The sequence below is a fragment of the Ureibacillus massiliensis 4400831 = CIP 108448 = CCUG 49529 genome (genome assembly GCF_000772965.1).
In the GTDB taxonomy this organism is placed as follows: Bacteria; Bacillota; Bacilli; order Bacillales_A; family Planococcaceae; genus Ureibacillus; species Ureibacillus massiliensis.
In genome coordinates this window covers 1-17681 of sequence record NZ_JPVQ01000053.1, presented here as the reverse complement: position 1 = coordinate 17681, position 17681 = coordinate 1, and the positions used below count along the sequence as shown (strand labels likewise).

Here is a 17681-nt window from a genome sequence, read left to right as displayed (position 1 = left end):
CCTGTAGTGGACTTTCACCACCAAGTTGTAGCCCATGCCGGGCACACTATAAAAAAGAGAATTCTACTAATGAGAATTCTCTTCAGATTCATTATTCTACTACTGCAATAACTTCAATCTCCACTCTTACATCTTTTGGTAGTCTAGCAACCTCTACTGCAGAGCGAGCAGGTTTATGATCACCAAAGTTTTTTGCATATGTTTCATTCATTGCGGCAAAATCATTCATATCTTTTAAAAATACTGTTGTTTTAACAACTTTATCTAAAGATGAACCTGCCTCTGCTAAAACAGCTTTTAAGTTTTCGAATACTTGAGTTGTTTGTGCAACAATATCCCCTTCTACTAGCTGACCATCAGCAGTTAATGGGATTTGACCAGAACTATAAAATAATCCATTTACGATAATTCCTTGAGCATAAGGGCCTATTGCAGCTGGTGCATTTGTTGTAGAAACTGTTTTCATGTTAATTTCTCTCCTTTGAAAAATAATTTCCTTCGCTTAATGCGATTGTTCGATCTTTTTCGTTTACTGCATGAAGTTTAACTAAAGAATAGTAATCATCAACAAGCGTTTCATCTGCGTGCTCAGCCTCTACTAAGACAGCAATACCCGCAAGTTCACAATCAAACTCTTCTAAAAGGTTTTTCATACCATTTAGCGTGCCTCCAACTTTCATAAAATCATCTGTTATAAGTACACGCTGCCCACTCTTCATACTTCTTTTAGATAGCACCATTGTTTGAATACGGCGAGAAGAACCAGAAACATAATTAATACTTACAGTAGATCCTTCTGTAACTTTACTATCTCTACGTACTACAACAACAGGTACATTTAAATGTCTAGCGATAGAGTGTGCAATGGAGATTCCTTTTGTTGCTACTGTCATAATAACATCAATATGTTGTTCTGCAAAAACACTTGCAAAAACCTTCCCAACCCGATTCATTAAATCGGGATTCCCTAGTAAATCTGTCATAAATAAATATCCACCTGGAAGTAAACGATCCGATTTACTTAGTTCAGCGATTAATCTTCCAACGACTTCATGAACTTCTTTATCTGACATTTTTGGAATATATTTAACTCCACCCGCAGCTCCAGGTACTGTCACTAACAGCCCGATTCCTTTTTCTTCAAAAGTTTCTTTTACAATTGTTAAATCCTCACTAATGGATGATTTTGCAGAATTGTATAAATCCGAAAAAAAGGTGAGCGGTATTAGCTGATGAGGATGCTCAAGTAAATAATATGTCATATCCACAAGGCGTTCACTTCGCTTCCATTTCATGCGACCCTCTCCTAAAAATAATTTATACCTTTTTCAAACCTTATTATTGAACTATTTCATTTAGCCGAAGAAAGGTACTTAATTTATATTGAAACCATTATCAAAACACGAATATTTTATAGAAAAAGTAACACAAATGTACGAGTTTAGGCAAGTGAATTTCTTTCGCCGAGTAATCGAACAGCAAAAACCTCGTCACAAAATCCTCTTAATCCATTATAGATACGACCTATACGTGATTCGTTATCGACTAAACCAAAAACGGTAGGTCCACTTCCGCTCATTAAAACACCATCTGCACCAAACTTTTTCATTTGTTCTTTTATCATTACCACTTCTGGGTGCAACTTGAATGTCACGGACTCAAGCACATTCCCTAGGCTCTGACACATTAAATCATAATCATTTTCGTTAATTGCTCGAATCATTTGAGATGTTTTAGGATGCTCAATTCCATTTAATTGAAGTCCGCCATAAACGGATGCTGTTGAAACACCAATTTTAGGCTTCGCCAATACTATCCAGCATGCGGGTGGATTTGAAATATGTTCTATCTTTTCACCACGACCCGTTGCTAATGCAGTACCTCCATAAACACAAAAGGACACATCTGAACCAATTTTGGCTCCTAGTTCGGCTAAAGTATCTAGGGATAAGTTTAATCCCCATAATTTATTTAAGCCCCTTAATGTAGCCGCTGCATCACTGCTACCACCTGCTAGACCCGCCGCAACTGGAATTTCTTTATCGATGGTGATGGATACGCCTTCATTTACCTTATATGTATCTTTTAAGAGTTGTGCTGCTTGATATGCTAAGTTCCGTTCGTCATCGGGAACAATGCTACTTGTTGATGAGATTTTAATCAGGTTGTCCTTTCTTAATTCCAGTCCTATTCGATCAGATAAATCGACTGTTGTCATAATCATTTCTACTTCATGGTAATTATCTGGACGTTTGTATAAAACATCTAAAGTTAAATTTATCTTTGCAGGTGCCTTTACATAAAGCATTATAAATCCTCCTAAGGTATCATCTGCCCTTATTTCAACAATAATTTATAGAATTTGATGAATCATCATTATTACGATTTGCTTCAACTAATTTTAACATAGTCCTAAAAAAAATGAAGTTTATTCCATTTACGAATTCTAATAGAGCTCGGTTAATATAAAAAATAAGCCAACAACAACCATCCATTGATTGTTGTTGGCATTGTTGTCAACAAACTACTTATTCGTATTGTTTTGGTTTGCTTGCTGCGCTAGACCTTGCTCGGCCATTTCAATTGCTCGCTTTACCATATTCCCTGCATCTCGAGCGCGAATTCCGCCCCAGCCTTCACGTTCGACTACATCATAAAATCCGAGTTCTTTGGCTATCTCTTCTTTTAGACGACTCGACATGATACCTCTTCTTCTAGACATGCAGTTACCTCCTCCAGAAATAAGTAGGTTGACGAATGTAGTATGTGCACTATAAAACAAAAAACACTCATTTTACATGAGTGTTTTAAAAATATAAAAATAAGTACTAGAGATTATTTAGCAATTGCAATATGCGTATCATCTAAAAAAGTAATCTCTACTGCTTCCGTTAAAATATCTGTGTAGCTGTAAGAAACGCGTTTACATGCGTTCTCTTCTTGATCAAGTTCCACGACGAAGACTGCGTGATAAGTTTCACTTAGTACACCAGCACATTCAACCGTTTTCTTGCGACCACCGTTTGCTTTTAATAACAAACGTTTACCCAAATTACAATCTAACGACTTTTTAATGTCTGCTAAAGTTTTTGGCATTTCTGCATACACCTCACTATACCCTAGTATAGCCTAAATTTTTAAGTCTGTCAATAAAATATAATATTTTATCAGCAGACAATTATTTCTGTCAACTTATTTTGCATAAAAAATATTGTTTTTTTAGTATAAATTGACCATTTTATTAAATTACGATCTGTTAAACATAGGATATAGTGCATCAGCTAACTGTCCAAACTCTTGAATTGTCAAGGTTTCACCTCTTCTTGAAGGGTCAATTCCGCATGATTCTAAGGCTTCTACAATATGATGCTTATTTTCCTTCCCTAAGTATAGCCCTGATTGCAGATTATTAAAAATAGTTTTTCTTCTTTGTGCAAAAGATGCACGAGTTACCTCAAATAGAAAATCTTCATTAATGACTTCAACTGGTGGCGTCTGATGTTTTGTTATACGAATAACAGCAGAATCAACATTTGGTTGAGGTATAAAAACTGTCTTTGGTACGCTCATGACAACTTCTGCTTTTCCGTAGTATTGTATCGCAATCGATAATGATCCGTATTCCTTTGTACCCGGATTCGCCGTAATACGATCTGCTACCTCTTTTTGCATCATCACGACCAATCCTTTAATCGGCAAGTTTTCTGTGAGCAGTTTTATTAATATCGGTGTTGTAACATAGTATGGAAGGTTTGCTACTACCATGATATCTTTAACGTCCTGTAATTCCTCTTGAATTACTTTCGCCACATCTGCTTTTAAAACATCTGAATGAATTATTTTTATATTGTTGTATGGGCTTAGCGTATCATCTAAAACAGGTAACAAGCGTTGATCAATTTCAAAGGCCACAACTTTTTTAGCCGCTCGTGCTATATGTTCAGTTAGCGCGCCTATACCAGGACCAATTTCGATTGCTCCACTTTCCTCAGTTAAATTTGCATGTCCTACAATATTTCGTAATATATTTGGGTCAATAATGAAGTTTTGACCTAAGCTCTTTTTGAATGAAAAGCCGTATTTATTAAGTATTTCCTTTGTTCGTATTGGTGTAGCGATATCTTTATTCATTTTGTCCCTCCTGATCAAGCTGTCTAACTGCAAAAGCGAATTGTTCTTTTGTTATTTGAAATATCGCAAGGCGTTTATGGAGCTGTTTACCGTTTGTCATACCTATATTTAAAAGCTCTCCTAATTGCTCACGACGTTTTTTTGATTGGGGATGGCCGATTAATTTAGCAATCATTAAATCTTCAATAGTAATTATCTCAGTAAATCCTTGCTTACTTGGCGTATAAACATTCTTTAATGCCTCGCGAATATCCTCATCATTTGCATGTTCAATTCCTAGCCCTTTACCATTCTTTGCAATCGTTTTTTCTTTTGCTAAAAATGCATGCTTTACTCCTGGAATGTGTTCTTCTATAATCGCTCGAATTCTTCTGCCAGGATAATCAGGATCCGTGAATACAATAACGCCCCTTTTCTCTTGTGCATGGGCAATCCGTTTTAATGTTTCTTTGGAAATAGCTGATCCATTTGTTTCGATCGTATCTGCTTTGACAGCTCGTTTAATTGCTGTTGTATCATCTTTTCCTTCTACTACGATAATTTCTTGTATATCCAATACCGTTCCTCTTTTCTCTTACATCTTTGACCATTTTAGCATAGAACAGTAATTACAGACTTCATTTCTTTTTTCTATGTATGTTAAAAAGAAACTCGCTAAGTACCATTATTCCCAAAGTTTCTATCACAAAACAAAAAAAGCTTTCCTGATATTCAGGAAAGCGAATGAACATTTTGGAATGTGAAAGTTCTTCTAATCTAAAATTTTTATAAGAACCTTCTTACGTCCCCATTTATATGCATCAGACTTTGACGGCATGAGAACGTCGATTTTGTTACCTTTAATAGCACTACCTGTATCTGCAGCAATTGCATTCCCATAGCCTTCAACCCATACTTTCGTTCCTAATGGGATTACATTAGGATCGACAGCGATAATTTTCATATTCGGATTTTGTTTTACGTTAATGCCCGTTGCAGTTACACCGGAGCAACCTGAACAAAATGGTGAGTATGCAGTTGAATTTACATAAAATTCTTTGCTACTTGTTGCAGAACTATTGCTACGTGAAACACTTGCTGTTAACACTTTCGTACCAACAGATACTACTTTTGTAGTTGGTTCCTTCACGACTTCTTCGTCTTTTAAAACTTTATCTACAACTTTACCGTTTTCTTTTGTAATCTCATAAGTGCGAGCGACAATACCTTCCTCACCTTTTGAAATTACTTTCTCTTGTCCTTTTAGCAATGAAGAATCTGATTTCGTTTCGACTGCAAATTTTAATGGTTCTTCCACTACATCGGTAACTTTTTCTACTCGAACAATCTTAACTTTCTCTTTTGGAGTGATAACTGCCTCCAAATCATTTTCGACCCGATCAAGTTCATTAAGTTGAATATCTTGTTGCTTTAAAAAGTTAGCGACCGTAGTCGAAGTGGACCAGACTTGTCTCTCTTCTAATCCATCGACAAGCGTTACCTGAAACGCTTTTTGAATATCGATTTTGTTATCTACTACATTTTCATCAAGGGCTAACGATAGTTCGTCTGCCTCTGATACTTCAATATTAGCTTCTTCCAAAATGTCCTTTACTTTGCTTTCAGTTGTCCAAATACTTGTTTCTTTTCCGTCAACTGAAATCGTTACTTCTCTTGCCTGTTCCCAGTTAATCGTCATTCCTGCGACGATTTCTGTTGTCAATGAGGGTGTTACTTTATCATATTCTGAGATGACTAAATCTTTTTCTTTCAAAAGATCGTCTACTGTAGTTGCGTGTGTATATATTTGTTGTTCTTCTCCGTTTGTTGTTAAAACTATTGGAGTCTTCGTTCCATGATATAAAACGAAGGTTATGACTGAAGCAAACACAAGTAATGATAATATTTTTACTGTATTTTGCTTCCACCTCAATGATCCAGAGAACAAGTTTTTCATGGAGAATTTTGACATGAAAAAACGCCTCCTTAGATACTCGTTGGATTATACGGACTTCTTTTTAGCTTGTCAACTATTAAATTTTGAAGAGAGCTTTCTTAATGATAATCCACCTAAACGCAGTATTGGAGACGAATTGGAAATTTATACTTTAAATGTTAAATATTCTAGCTGCATTCTCAGAAGTTATTTTTCCTACTTCTTCAACTGGAATTCCCTTTATACGGGCGATTTCTTCTGCAACAAGCGGAACAAGTGACGGTTCATTTCGCTTTCCACGATATGGATGTGGAGCTAAATATGGTGCGTCTGTTTCAATTAACAAATGCTCTAATGAAATTTCACTAGCAACTTCTTTGGGAGTTTTAGCATTTTTAAAAGTTACAGGTCCCCCTAGGCTAATCATAAAATTCATAGCGATGCATTCTTTTGCTGTTTCTACACTGCCACTAAAGCAATGCATTATTCCACCGACAGATGCTGCATTCTCTTCACGTAAAATTTTTACAATGTCGCCTGTAGCTTCACGATTATGAATAATGATTGGTAGGTTCACTTTTTGTGCCAACTGAATTTGCTTTCTAAACAATGTCTGTTGGATATCTTTGGGTGATTTATCCCAATGATAATCCAGTCCTGTTTCTCCGATTCCTACAACCTTTGGATGTTTCGTTAATTCCTCAATCCAAATTAAGTCGTCTTCAGTACAATCAATTGCATCAACAGGATGCCAGCCAATAACAGCATATATAAATTCATATTGATCTGCTAATGCCATAGCTCTTTCAATTGTTTTCCGATCAAATCCAACGACAATCATTTTTTCCACTTTTGCTTCAAGAGCTCGATTGATGACTTGTTGTAAATCTTCGTCATATTGATCTGCATTTAAATGGACATGTGTATCTATGAACATTTTCATTCTCCTAACTTCCATTGTATAAATTTATTTGATTACTTTAATCACACACGAATTACATTTTGTTTACATTTTTTGGACCTTTTACGAAAATGTAATGTAATTGAAAATAAAACTAATGCATATTTTCTTGAAACGTGCATAATATTCTACCTCAACTCATTTTTGATTTCACATTTTTAGAACAAAAGCCTGTTGAACAATTTACAGTTCAACAGGCACATCATTTTAAATCGAGTTATTTAACTTTGGCACCATTTTCAAGTTTTGAATCAACGGATGCAACAGATAAAATACCATCGTGAGATCCTGCTAAAATCATCCCTTGTGATAATTCTCCTCGCAGTTTTACAGGTTTTAAATTGGCTACTACAATTACTTTTTTGCCAACTAATTCTTCAGGTTTATAGTATTGTGCTATTCCTGAAACAACCTGTCTTTGTTCATATCCCAAGTCGACCTGTAGCTTTAATAATTTATCTGCTTTTGGAACCGGTTCACATGCAGTAACTGTTCCAACTCGGAGATCAATTTTTTGGAAATCATCAATTGTGATTTCTTCGACATCTGGTGCTTCAACCTTCACTGTTTTTTCTTCAGTTTGAGGAGTTTTAACAGATGCTTGCATTTGTTCGCGAATATATGAAATCTCCACCTCAGCTTCCAATCGAGGGAGAATAGGGATTCCTTTTTCAACAACTTTTGTATTTTCAGGGATAACGCTTCCAAATTTCTCAATAGATTCCCATGTTAAATAATTGTCATTAAGACCTAATTGTTCCACGATTTTTTTAGGAGTTGACGTCATAAACGGCTGTAACATAACTGCAATATGTCTTAAACTTTCTGCCAAATTAGCCATTACAGTTGCTAATTTAGGTTTATTTTCCTCATCTTTTGCCAATACCCATGGAGCCGTTTCATCGATATATTTATTCGTTCTTGAAACAAGCGACCAAACATCAGCTAAAACGACACTAAATTGCATTTTTTCCATATTTTCTTCAAACTTTTTGCGAGTTTCTACGGCGTGAGTTACTAGTTGTGAATCAAATTCCGTTGCCCCTAAATCCTTCGTAGGAATAAAACCGTCAAAGTATTTGTTCATCATTGATACTGTACGATTTAATAAATTCCCTAAATCGTTCGCTAAGTCAAAGTTTGTGCGTTCTACAAATGATTCAGGTGAGAAAACACCGTCTGCACCAAACGGTAGTTCTCGTAGAAGGAAGTAGCGTGTAGCATCCAATCCATAACGTTCGATTAGCATTTCAGGATACACAACATTACCTTTTGATTTCGACATTTTCCCGTCTTTCATCATAATGAACCCATGGGCAAATACTTTTTTCGGTAGCGGTAAATCTAATGCCATTAAAAAAATAGGCCAATAGATTGTATGGAAACGTACAATATCCTTACCTACAACATGTACATCTGCTGGCCAATATTTATTGAAAAGCTCCTCATTATCTGAACCATATCCTAAAGCAGTAATATAGTTTGAAAGAGCGTCAACCCAAACATAAATTACATGTCTAGGATCTCCAGGAACTTTAATTCCCCAATCAAAGGATGTACGAGATACAGATAAATCTTCTAAACCTGGTTTAATAAAATTATTAATCATCTCGTTTTTTCGAGATTCCGGTTCAATAAACTCTACATTTTCCTCGTAATATTTAAGCAGGCGATCTGAGTATTTTTTCATGTTGAAGAAATATGATTCTTCTTTTACTTTATGAACAGGTCGTCCACAATCTGGACAGTTCCCATTTTCTAATTGTGTTTCAGTATAGAATGATTCGCATGGTGTACAGTACCAGCCTTCATATTCACCTTTGTAAATATCTCCGTTGTCCAAAAACTTTTGGAATATTTTCTCAACACTTTTTACGTGTCTAGTTTGTGTTGTTTGGATAAAATCATCATATGAAATATCCATTTGAGACCATAATTTCTTAGCAGCCTCAGCAATTTCATTTACATAATCTTGCGGATGTTTCCCTGCTTCACTTGCTTTTTCCTGAATTTTTTGTCCGTGTTCATCCATACCAGTTAAAAATCGAACATCATAACCACGAAGTCTTTTATATCTTGCCATCGTATCAGAAGCAACCGTTGTATATGCTGTTCCAATATGGAATTTACCACTTGGATAATAAATAGGTGTTGTTATATAAAAAGTTTTCTTTTCACTCACGCTAAAATTGCCTCCAATATATATTCTTATAATACTTATTCTAACTAAGTAAGAATTTGGTTTCAATGAAAGAATATTAATAATGCTTTTTGACAAATAATAGAGTTATTAATTAATTTTCAATGCAACTATACAAGTGTTTATGTCGTTTTATATTAAGAATCTTTACTTTTTTATATTATTTAATCATTATTCATAAAAAATTAACTTTTAATAATTTGAAGAATGCTAAATAATTGACGTATATGGCATTACTTGGTATCATAAAACAGGCAGGAAGACATGTCGAAAAATGGCGAATAACACGACAAAATTAGGAGGAAAAATATAATATGAAATCAACTGGTATTGTTCGAAAAGTCGATGAATTAGGACGTGTAGTAATCCCTATAGAGCTTCGTCGCACACTTGGAATTGCAGAAAAAGATGCATTGGAAATCTACGTAGATGATGATAAAATCATCCTAAAAAAGTACATGCCTAATATGACTTGCGCTGTTACTGGTGAAGTATCTGATGAGAATTTCCGTCTAGCAGATGGTAAACTTATCTTAAGCCCAGAAGGTGCAGAAATATTAATGCGCGAGATTCAAAACCACTTAAAAAAATAAGAATGACCAATTAGAGCTGTCCTAAAATCATAGAAGATTATAGGACAGCATTTTATTTAACATTATCCCATTTTTTTACTGGAAAATTAATAAAATTTAGGTGTTAATATGAATTGTCACAATATTGTTGAAATTGTGCTTTTCAACATAAATAGAAATCTATTTTGATGATGCAACAATAATCTGATTTTTTTATGAGCAAATTATTTATTTGTTTATATTTAAAAGTGATACGAGATAATATTGAATTGGCAGATCCACTATTCAAAAAATGACAGTACAATTTAAGTTCATACTATAATTATAAATTTCCCTATTGGATCACTGCTTCTATTGATGATATTGCTGATATACATCTCGTTTAGCCAAGCCCCTTAGCTTTGCCACTTCTTTAATAGCATCCTTTGAAGTCAGTTGCTTTTCTTCTATAATATAATCGATATGCTCCACAACACTCATATCGTCCCAATAATTTTCAACTTCATTGATGTCATCGCTTGCATTTCCTTCAATTATTAAACAAAATTCGCCTCTTATTTCATGTTCATTTACCCATTCAATAGCTTCCTGGATAGTTCCTCTTAAAAACTCTTCAAATTTCTTTGTCAATTCACGAGCCAACACAAGTCGTCTATTCCCAAAAATTTGTTCAATATCTTTTAATGTATCTTTTAAACGATGGGGTGCTTCGTAAAAAATCATCGTTTCCTTACATCTTAATAAGGTTTCAAGTTCATTTCTGCGTTCTTTTTTATTTCGGTTTAAGAAGCCAAAAAAGTAAAATGGTTGTGGTACAATACCCGATGCAATTAAAGCTGTAACTGCAGCATTTGCACCTGGAACTGGAACAACTGCAAAGTCTTCTTCTATTGCTTTAACTACTATATCTGCACCAGGATCTGAAATACATGGTAATCCTGCATCACTAACTAAAGCGACTGATTTTCCCTCTCGTAAATAATGAAGAATTTTTTCGCCTCCTTGCTCCTGATTGTGCTCATGATAGCTCACTAATGGTGTCGTTATCTCAAAATAATTGCATAGTTTTTTTGTGTTTCGAGTGTCTTCTGCTGCAATCACATCTACTTCTTTTAAAATTCGGAGTGCACGAAAGGTCATATCTTCGAGATTTCCGATAGGCGTGGCAACTAAATATAGGCAGCTTCCATTTTCATATTGGCTACTTTTTTGTGATTTCATTCAACTTCTCTCCAATATAGTTAAATTTTTCTTTTCTACTTAATTGTTTAAATGCATATTCTGCTTTCATCGCTTCTTGCTTAGTTTGAAAAGTCTCATAGTATATACATTTTACAGGTCCCCGCGCTCTTGTATATTTAGCCCCTTTTCCAGCATTATGGGTAGCAACTCGTTTCTCTAAATTATTTGTATACCCAGCATACAAAGTTTGATCTGCACATTCGAGTACATAAAAGAAATGGTTAGCCTCTATTTCCATATAACATCTCACTCACTTCAGCTGTATACTGATTGTTATCATCATATACATATAATGGCGGTAGTACCTTTAAATCAGGCTTACCATCTTTTATAGCTTCTATTAATAGAGTATTTGCTTCCTTTCCCCTTTTCGGGTAGACAAATTGGATTCGCTTAGGCTCTAGCCGATTCTCTCTCATGGCTGTTACAATATCTAGCAAACGATTAGGACGATGTACAAAGGCTGCTTTTCCGCCTTGTTTTAACAATCTACTTGAAGCCTCTATCGCTTCATTTAATGTTAAATGAATTTCATGCCGCGCAATGGCAAAATGCTCACTTACATTTTTTTCGCTTAGCTCATTAATTGAAAAATAAGGTGGATTGCAGGTTACGGCATCATATTTTTCAACACCTAAAAGTGAAGGTATTTCTTTTACATCACCATTGATTAGTCTTATCTGCTCTTCTAAATTATTGTATTGTACACTTCTTACAGCCATATCATATAGACGTTCTTGTAATTCGACTCCGATAATTTTTGCCTTCGTTCTAGCACTTAAAAATAAAGGTATGACTCCATTTCCAGAACATAAGTCGACAATTTGCCCTTTTTGATAAGGAATACTGACAAATCTCGATAGTAAAACAGCATCCAATGAGAAAGAAAAGACTGAAGGACTTTGTATAATTCTTAAATCCTCAGCTAATAAATAATCGAGACGCTCATCATCCTTTAACCATTGATCCACATGATTTCCTCCAAATCTAAATACATCACTAATACTAACCGCTATACTGACGTATTGAAATTTTCGTTCACTATTTTTTCTATTATTAAAATATACTTAATCTCTGCCAAAAGAAAAGACTGAAAGCCACAATGTGGATTCAGTCTTAATTAATCAAATCATTAACTGTTTTGTTTATTTAAAAATGATAGACAAAACAAACAGTCTTCGCCTTTTCTCATAGTTCCAAAATGAACATGACAAACGTGGAACCCTTCTTGATAAAGACGGGCTAAGTTATCATAACCTTCTCCAATATCTAATGCTCTAACTGGTTTACCATCGCTATCCTCCACAGAATCATTACCATTCTGTGATAATAGTTCCTCTAAACGCCGACGTAGGTGAAGGTTTTCGGTTTGAAGTGTTTGATGTTCTTCCACCATATGTGCAACAAATTGTTTTAGTTCGCTATATTGTTGCTGCAACGATTCGAGCTGTTGTTCGAACTCCATAACAGTATCTAAAAAATTACGGTCCTTCACGAAAAGCCCACCCCATTAATAATCTACTATATAAAGTTTTTTTCACATTCAAGTATTTCTTCCAATGAATATTCAGCAGTTCTTTCTTGTTCTTCTAAATATACTTGTAGAATTCTTTCAAGTACATTAATCCCTACAACCTTCCCAACGCCATCTGGTGTCATTGTAATGTCACCAACATCGGGCATGCCTTCTTTAGCTGTTTCATAATCATCGTTTTCATATTTTAAACAACACATTAAGCGGCCACAAATACCTGAAATTTTTGTAGGGTTTAAAGATAAATTTTGATCTTTCGCCATTTTGATAGATACTGGATCAAAATCGCCTAAGAAGGTAGAGCAACAAAGCATTCGACCACAGGGGCCAATTCCACCTAGTAATTTTGCTTCATCTCGAACACCAATTTGGCGAAGTTCAATTCGTGTTCGGAAAATAGAAGCTAGATCTTTTACTAACTCACGAAAATCAACTCGACCTTCTGCAGTAAAATAAAAGATAATTTTATTTCTATCAAATGTATATTCAACATCAACGAGCTTCATATCTAAGTTATGTTCGCTTATCTTTTGACTGGCTAGCTCAAAAGCTCTTCTTGATTCATTATAATTTTCTTCCACCTGGATTTTGTCACGTTCATCAGCTGGTCGCAATACTTGTTTTAAAGGTAAAACAACATCTTTTTCACCAACCTGCTTCATCGGAACAACAACTTTACCAAACTCAACCCCACGGGCTGTTTCTACTATTACATGCTGACCTTTTTCTAGTAGATACATCGCAGGATCAAAGTAATATATTTTACCCGCCTTTTTAAAGCGGACACCAACTACATTATACAAATGTATATCCCTCCTGCAGATTCAGCATTAGCTGCTCCATCATCAGCGTACGATTCATATTGCGCTGTAAATTTTGTCTTGTTTGCAAAATAGCCTGCATTTGCTTGGATAATTGATCAAATGTGCTGTGCAGAGCAAGTTCACGAAAACTAGCTAGCATGTCTGGGTAGACAAGCGCGCTTTTTGAATCAGATTTTACAGTTACAATATCTCTATATGCAAAAAGCAATAAATCTAGAGCAAGCTCCATATCGCTTTTTTCCTTAAATGAAGGAAGCCAATCTTCGTACACAATAAAAAGCGCTTCATGTACATTTTTTTTGATTGCTTCAACTAATTTTAACACTGTTCTTCTTACATGTGCAAACTGCTCGTCTTTTGCTAAAAAAATTGCTGTTTCGAGATTGTTTGTTACTTGGCTAACAGTTGATGCCATTGAAAGTGATATTCCTTGTTCTTGTAGAGTAGTCATTAATATTTCTCTAGGAACAGGTGAGAACTTTATATGCTGACATCTCGACTGAATTGTCGGCAAAATAGATTGATAATTTTCTGTTAGCAAAATTGCCGTTACTTCTCCTTCAGGCTCTTCCAAAAATTTAAGTAACGTATTTGATGATGAAGTATTTAATCGATCTGCATGATGGATAATATAAAATTTTCGACCTTCCTCAAAACCCGTTCTTGTCATTTCACCAATGAGCTCACGTATTTGATCTATTTTAATATATTGACCATCTGGTTCTATTTGTAATAGATTAGGATAATTTCCCGAATCAACTCTTTTGCAATTTCTACATGTTTCACATGGAACATTTTCCGACACATTTTGACACACTAACAGTTTCACAAAAAACATGGCAATATTTTTTTTCCCAGTACCTTTTGCTCCTTCAAATATATATGCATGGGCTATTCGATTTTTTTCGTATAATACTTGAAGCTGTTTTATTACTACAGGTTGTAGTTTCACTAGGTCTTCAATTTGATCTGCCATAACATTCACCTTTTCTATCACGAAAGTTCGATTATTCATGCTTTTAGAAAAAATCCCGTGTCAGTACTTTGGACACGGGCTTTACATATATAGATTAATAAGTAAGCCTTTAATTTCCCCGATTTTGTCGAGTAAATCAATGGCTTCCTTTTCTTCATTTAAAAGGTCCTCTGCTAATTCAACTAATTTTTCATCAATTGTCTCAACAATCTTTAAGCGACGTCCTTCACCAAAACGATTCCAAGTGTGGGATTGTTTCATTTCAAGACCATAATTAACCGCTTCTTGTAAAAATCGTTTCACAAGCATTTTAAACCTAGCAAGCTCCCTCAAGCTTCGTGATCTTGCAACACGATCACCGGCACTAGAAATATCACCTAATAGTCTTGTGAGCTGCTCTTGTTGCATTTTTGAACCTTGCTTGATAACCATTTCACCAAATCGGTTACCTGTATGATTTGCTTGTTTTATTTCAGGTTGATTTGATTTCAAACCAACACGTAAATCTTGGTTTATTTTCAACTACTTCGCCTCCACACTCTTTACATCACAAGTATACGGACGCTAATATAAGGCTTATTTATAACGCCTTAATTAAGAATGGTTTTGAGATACTAAATTTAAAAATGGTGGAACTGATCAATTGGTAATACAAATACAGTTGCTCCGCCAACCTCAACTTCAACAGGATAAGGTATATAAGAATCTGCATTGCCTCCTAATGGTGATACTGGAGATACCAATTGTTCTCTAGAACGGCAGTTATCACGAATAATATCAAGCAACTGAGGGATTGTTGAATCTTCTGTACCAATCAAAAACGTTGTATTCCCTGAACGTAAAAAACCACCTGTACTAGCTAATTTTGTAGCGCGGAAATTGTTCTTTGTTAAAGCACTGGCCAATCGATTACTATCTTGATCCTGAACTACTGCAACAACTAACTTCATCCATAGTCACTCCTTATTTTTTTAAATAAATTCGTGTCGACTCTTGTTAGCCAATTTAATATATAGTATGAATCATTTTTTCAGCATGTTCTTTTATATTAAACGTAATAAATGTTGCTACCATTATAGCACACCTACATGGTATACATCATTTCATTTCATTTAGTACTTTTGTTAGGATATTCCAAACTTCCTCAACCACTTGTTCAAGTGATTGATCTGCATTAACGACTTTGATTCTCTCTGGATATCGCTTAATTACCTCCTGATACCCTTCTCTAACTTTATTATGGAAAGCCAAACTCTCAACGTCCAATCGATTAACTTCTCGAGAACTATGCTTTTGAATTCGAGCAAGTCCTACTTCTGGTTCAATATCAAATAAAATCGTTATATCGGGTAAACGTTTGCCAATCGCAAATTCATTAATGGCTAGTACCTCATCAATTCCAATTCCTCTTGCATAACCTTGATATGCAAGGGAAGAGTCAATAAATCGATCACATAACACTAGCTTTCCCTTTTGTAACGCTGGCAACACCTTTTCATAAAAATGTTGGCTTCTAGCTGCAGCATACAATAAAGCTTCTGCACGTTCATTCATTGCAGTATGTGCTGGATTAAGAATTACTTCACGTATTTTTTCAGCTATTTCAATTCCACCAGGCTCTCTAGTTGCTAGTACTTCTATCTTTTCTTCTTGCATTCTCTTTACGATTTGTTGTAAAACCGTCGATTTCCCAGCACCTTCTGGACCTTCAAATGTAATAAATAGATTTCTTTTCATTTTATATTCCTCCGACTGTTACTTTATGACATAAATGAGCTTTTCGTCTAAACGATGATATCCTTGAAATGAAGCCCCAATCATAAGTAACTCCTCTAGCTGACTTAACTTCGAAACGGTAATCTTCTCTCCTGGGACAAACAATGGAATACCTGGTGGATACGGTGTAACCATGGAAGCGGAAACTCGTCCAATTGCACGCATATAAGGTATCCATTCTTTTTCTAACTGTTCTATTCTATCAAAAGAATACTCTGGTAGTACAAATAATGGCGAATGAATCGTTCGTAAATTGACTTCAGTAGAAAAGCTCTTTTCCTTTTTTAATGCACTAACGGCTTCCTTTATCCGTATTCTCATTTCTGCAAAAGGAAAGGTTTGCCCATACTTTAACAAAGGTAATATCAAAAGCACCTGATAAGCATCTGCTAATTCAACGTATAGCTGTTGATTTTCTAACGCTTCCTTTAGCTGATAACCAGTATACCCATTTACTCTTAAAAGAAGTTTTAATGGATCGTCTACCTCCAACACCTCTAGTGCAGGAATAGATTCTAACGATTCAATCCAGATCTTTCTTTTTTCGAATAAATAACTCCCGTCACTCGCTAAGTAGGTTTGTATGTAATGTCTTGCATCATCTAGAGAGGCTAATAGTAAATAAGAAGGGCTGCTAGATTGTAATATGCGTAAATACTGATTTACCTTTTCCCGATCAACAAGATTCGACTTCACGTGTAAAAATGAAGCCATCGTCATGGCCGGCAATGTTTTATGTGCAGATTGAACAACAATATCCGCACCTAATTCTAATGCTGAAGCTGGAAACTGTTCATTTGCAATTAAGTGTGCCCCATGTGCCTCGTCTACTAATACAGGAATGTTGTAAGAATGACAATATTCTATCTGATATTTTAGATCCGAGGAAGCAATACCGTAATATGTTGGATATGTTAAAACAACAGCCTTAATATTTTTATGTATTTGAAGTACTTCTCTTAATGTACTACTTGATACTGCCCCTGCAGTTTTCGTTACTTCATCCCATTCAGGTGAGATATAAATAGGAGTTGCTCCTACAAGCTCTAATGCATGAAAGATGGACTTGTGAGCATTGCGTTGAACAATGATTTTATCATTCCTTTTACATGTTGCATAAATCATAGCAAGATTACCTACAGTTGAACCATTCACTAAAAAATAACTGCGATCAGATTGATATGTCTCAGATAATAACTGTTCTGCTTTTAAAATTGCTTCTTCAGGATGATGAAAGTCATCTAAGCCCGATAGTTCAGTTACATCATATTGCAGTGCATATTGTATCTCCTTCGGTAATGTTGAGAGTAGACCATTTTTATGACCAGGCACATGCAATGATAATGGTTTTTGTTCAATAAATCTTTGCAACGCCTCTACTAAAGGCCTTTCCTTTTTCAATCCTCTCACTCCGTTCAAGTTCTCTATCTCTATTATACTTGAAATAAGGAATAGACTTATTATATTTTTTTCATTTTAGATTGAAATGGCACTTTGATTATCGGTGGGATTTTGAGAGAAGAGGCCTTATTTAGGGTTGTTTTCTTGAT

21 protein-coding genes are annotated in these 17681 nt (G+C 35.1%); 1 reads left to right on the top strand and 20 read right to left on the bottom strand.

The annotated features are described in order from the left end of the window. Window positions 1–91: 91 nt before the first annotated feature. From CD30_RS16985 to metG, 10 genes are all read right to left on the bottom strand, one after another. Entirely contained in the window at window positions 92–466 is a 375-nt protein-coding gene (locus CD30_RS16985) for a RidA family protein (RefSeq protein ID WP_036179640.1), read from the bottom strand. A 1-nt stretch (window position 467) separates the two neighbouring features. Beyond that, complete coding sequence (gene purR, locus CD30_RS16980) at window positions 468–1295, bottom strand: pur operon repressor (protein WP_036179638.1); 828 nt, start codon at window positions 1293–1295, stop codon at window positions 468–470. A gap of 146 nt (window positions 1296–1441) precedes the next feature. Then, window positions 1442–2308, bottom strand: a complete 867-nt coding sequence (gene ispE, locus CD30_RS16975; protein ID WP_036179636.1) for a 4-(cytidine 5'-diphospho)-2-C-methyl-D-erythritol kinase — start codon at window positions 2306–2308, stop codon at window positions 1442–1444. 216 nt (window positions 2309–2524) lie between these two features. Continuing rightward, entirely contained in the window at window positions 2525–2722 is a 198-nt protein-coding gene (locus CD30_RS16970) for a small, acid-soluble spore protein, alpha/beta type (protein WP_036179634.1), read from the bottom strand. A gap of 113 nt (window positions 2723–2835) precedes the next feature. Beyond that, a complete protein-coding gene (gene veg, locus CD30_RS16965; RefSeq protein WP_036179632.1) occupies window positions 2836–3096 on the bottom strand; it encodes a biofilm formation stimulator Veg in 261 nt (86 codons plus the stop codon). Window positions 3097–3246: 150 nt separating this feature from the next. Beyond that, a complete protein-coding gene (rsmA, locus tag CD30_RS16960; protein WP_036179630.1) occupies window positions 3247–4131 on the bottom strand; it encodes a 16S rRNA (adenine(1518)-N(6)/adenine(1519)-N(6))-dimethyltransferase RsmA in 885 nt (294 codons plus the stop codon). After that, window positions 4124–4687: a ribonuclease M5 gene (gene rnmV / locus CD30_RS16955; RefSeq protein ID WP_036179627.1), complete on the bottom strand. Its 564-nt coding sequence runs from the start codon at window positions 4685–4687 to the stop codon at window positions 4124–4126. Before rnmV ends, rsmA begins: the two co-directional genes overlap by 8 nt. 195 nt (window positions 4688–4882) lie before the next feature. Continuing rightward, entirely contained in the window at window positions 4883–6082 is a 1200-nt protein-coding gene (locus CD30_RS16950; protein ID WP_036179624.1) for a G5 and 3D domain-containing protein, read from the bottom strand. A gap of 136 nt (window positions 6083–6218) precedes the next feature. After that, window positions 6219–6983, bottom strand: coding sequence for a TatD family hydrolase (locus CD30_RS16945; protein ID WP_036179621.1), 765 nt, complete (start codon window positions 6981–6983; stop codon window positions 6219–6221). A gap of 241 nt (window positions 6984–7224) precedes the next feature. Beyond that, the gene (gene metG / locus CD30_RS16940) at window positions 7225–9189 is read right to left on the bottom strand and encodes a methionine--tRNA ligase (RefSeq protein ID WP_036179618.1); all 1965 of its coding nucleotides are present in this window, start codon (window positions 9187–9189) and stop codon (window positions 7225–7227) included. A gap of 332 nt (window positions 9190–9521) precedes the next feature. Here metG and CD30_RS16935 point away from each other — a divergent pair, with 332 nt between their 5' ends. Further along, entirely contained in the window at window positions 9522–9800 is a 279-nt protein-coding gene (locus tag CD30_RS16935) for an AbrB/MazE/SpoVT family DNA-binding domain-containing protein (RefSeq protein ID WP_036179615.1), read from the top strand. A 330-nt stretch (window positions 9801–10130) separates the two neighbouring features. On the opposite strand, the gene rsmI is transcribed toward CD30_RS16935, so the two are convergent. From rsmI to CD30_RS16885, 10 genes are all read right to left on the bottom strand, one after another. Continuing rightward, window positions 10131–11000, bottom strand: coding sequence for a 16S rRNA (cytidine(1402)-2'-O)-methyltransferase (rsmI, locus tag CD30_RS16930; RefSeq protein WP_036179612.1), 870 nt, complete (start codon window positions 10998–11000; stop codon window positions 10131–10133). Next, complete coding sequence (locus tag CD30_RS16925; RefSeq protein WP_036179609.1) at window positions 10981–11259, bottom strand: GIY-YIG nuclease family protein; 279 nt, start codon at window positions 11257–11259, stop codon at window positions 10981–10983. Before CD30_RS16925 ends, rsmI begins: the two co-directional genes overlap by 20 nt. Next, window positions 11243–11992, bottom strand: coding sequence for a tRNA1(Val) (adenine(37)-N6)-methyltransferase (locus CD30_RS16920; protein ID WP_036179606.1), 750 nt, complete (start codon window positions 11990–11992; stop codon window positions 11243–11245). Before CD30_RS16920 ends, CD30_RS16925 begins: the two co-directional genes overlap by 17 nt. 161 nt (window positions 11993–12153) lie before the next feature. Then, complete coding sequence (yabA, locus tag CD30_RS16915) at window positions 12154–12516, bottom strand: DNA replication initiation control protein YabA (RefSeq protein WP_036179603.1); 363 nt, start codon at window positions 12514–12516, stop codon at window positions 12154–12156. 26 nt (window positions 12517–12542) lie between these two features. After that, window positions 12543–13358 (bottom strand): PSP1 domain-containing protein, encoded by an 816-nt coding sequence (locus tag CD30_RS16910; protein WP_036179600.1) that lies wholly within the window; start codon window positions 13356–13358, stop codon window positions 12543–12545. Then, window positions 13351–14355 (bottom strand): DNA polymerase III subunit delta', encoded by a 1005-nt coding sequence (gene holB, locus CD30_RS16905; RefSeq protein ID WP_036179597.1) that lies wholly within the window; start codon window positions 14353–14355, stop codon window positions 13351–13353. Before holB ends, CD30_RS16910 begins: the two co-directional genes overlap by 8 nt. Window positions 14356–14436: 81 nt before the next feature. After that, a complete protein-coding gene (locus CD30_RS16900; RefSeq protein ID WP_036179594.1) occupies window positions 14437–14877 on the bottom strand; it encodes a YaaR family protein in 441 nt (146 codons plus the stop codon). Between the two features lie 98 nt (window positions 14878–14975). After that, entirely contained in the window at window positions 14976–15305 is a 330-nt protein-coding gene (locus CD30_RS16895; RefSeq protein WP_036179591.1) for a cyclic-di-AMP receptor, read from the bottom strand. 148 nt (window positions 15306–15453) lie between these two features. Next, entirely contained in the window at window positions 15454–16092 is a 639-nt protein-coding gene (tmk, locus tag CD30_RS16890; RefSeq protein WP_036179589.1) for a dTMP kinase, read from the bottom strand. A gap of 18 nt (window positions 16093–16110) precedes the next feature. After that, window positions 16111–17532: an aminotransferase class I/II-fold pyridoxal phosphate-dependent enzyme gene (locus tag CD30_RS16885; RefSeq protein ID WP_036179586.1), complete on the bottom strand. Its 1422-nt coding sequence runs from the start codon at window positions 17530–17532 to the stop codon at window positions 16111–16113. Between the last annotated feature and the right edge of the window lie 149 nt (window positions 17533–17681).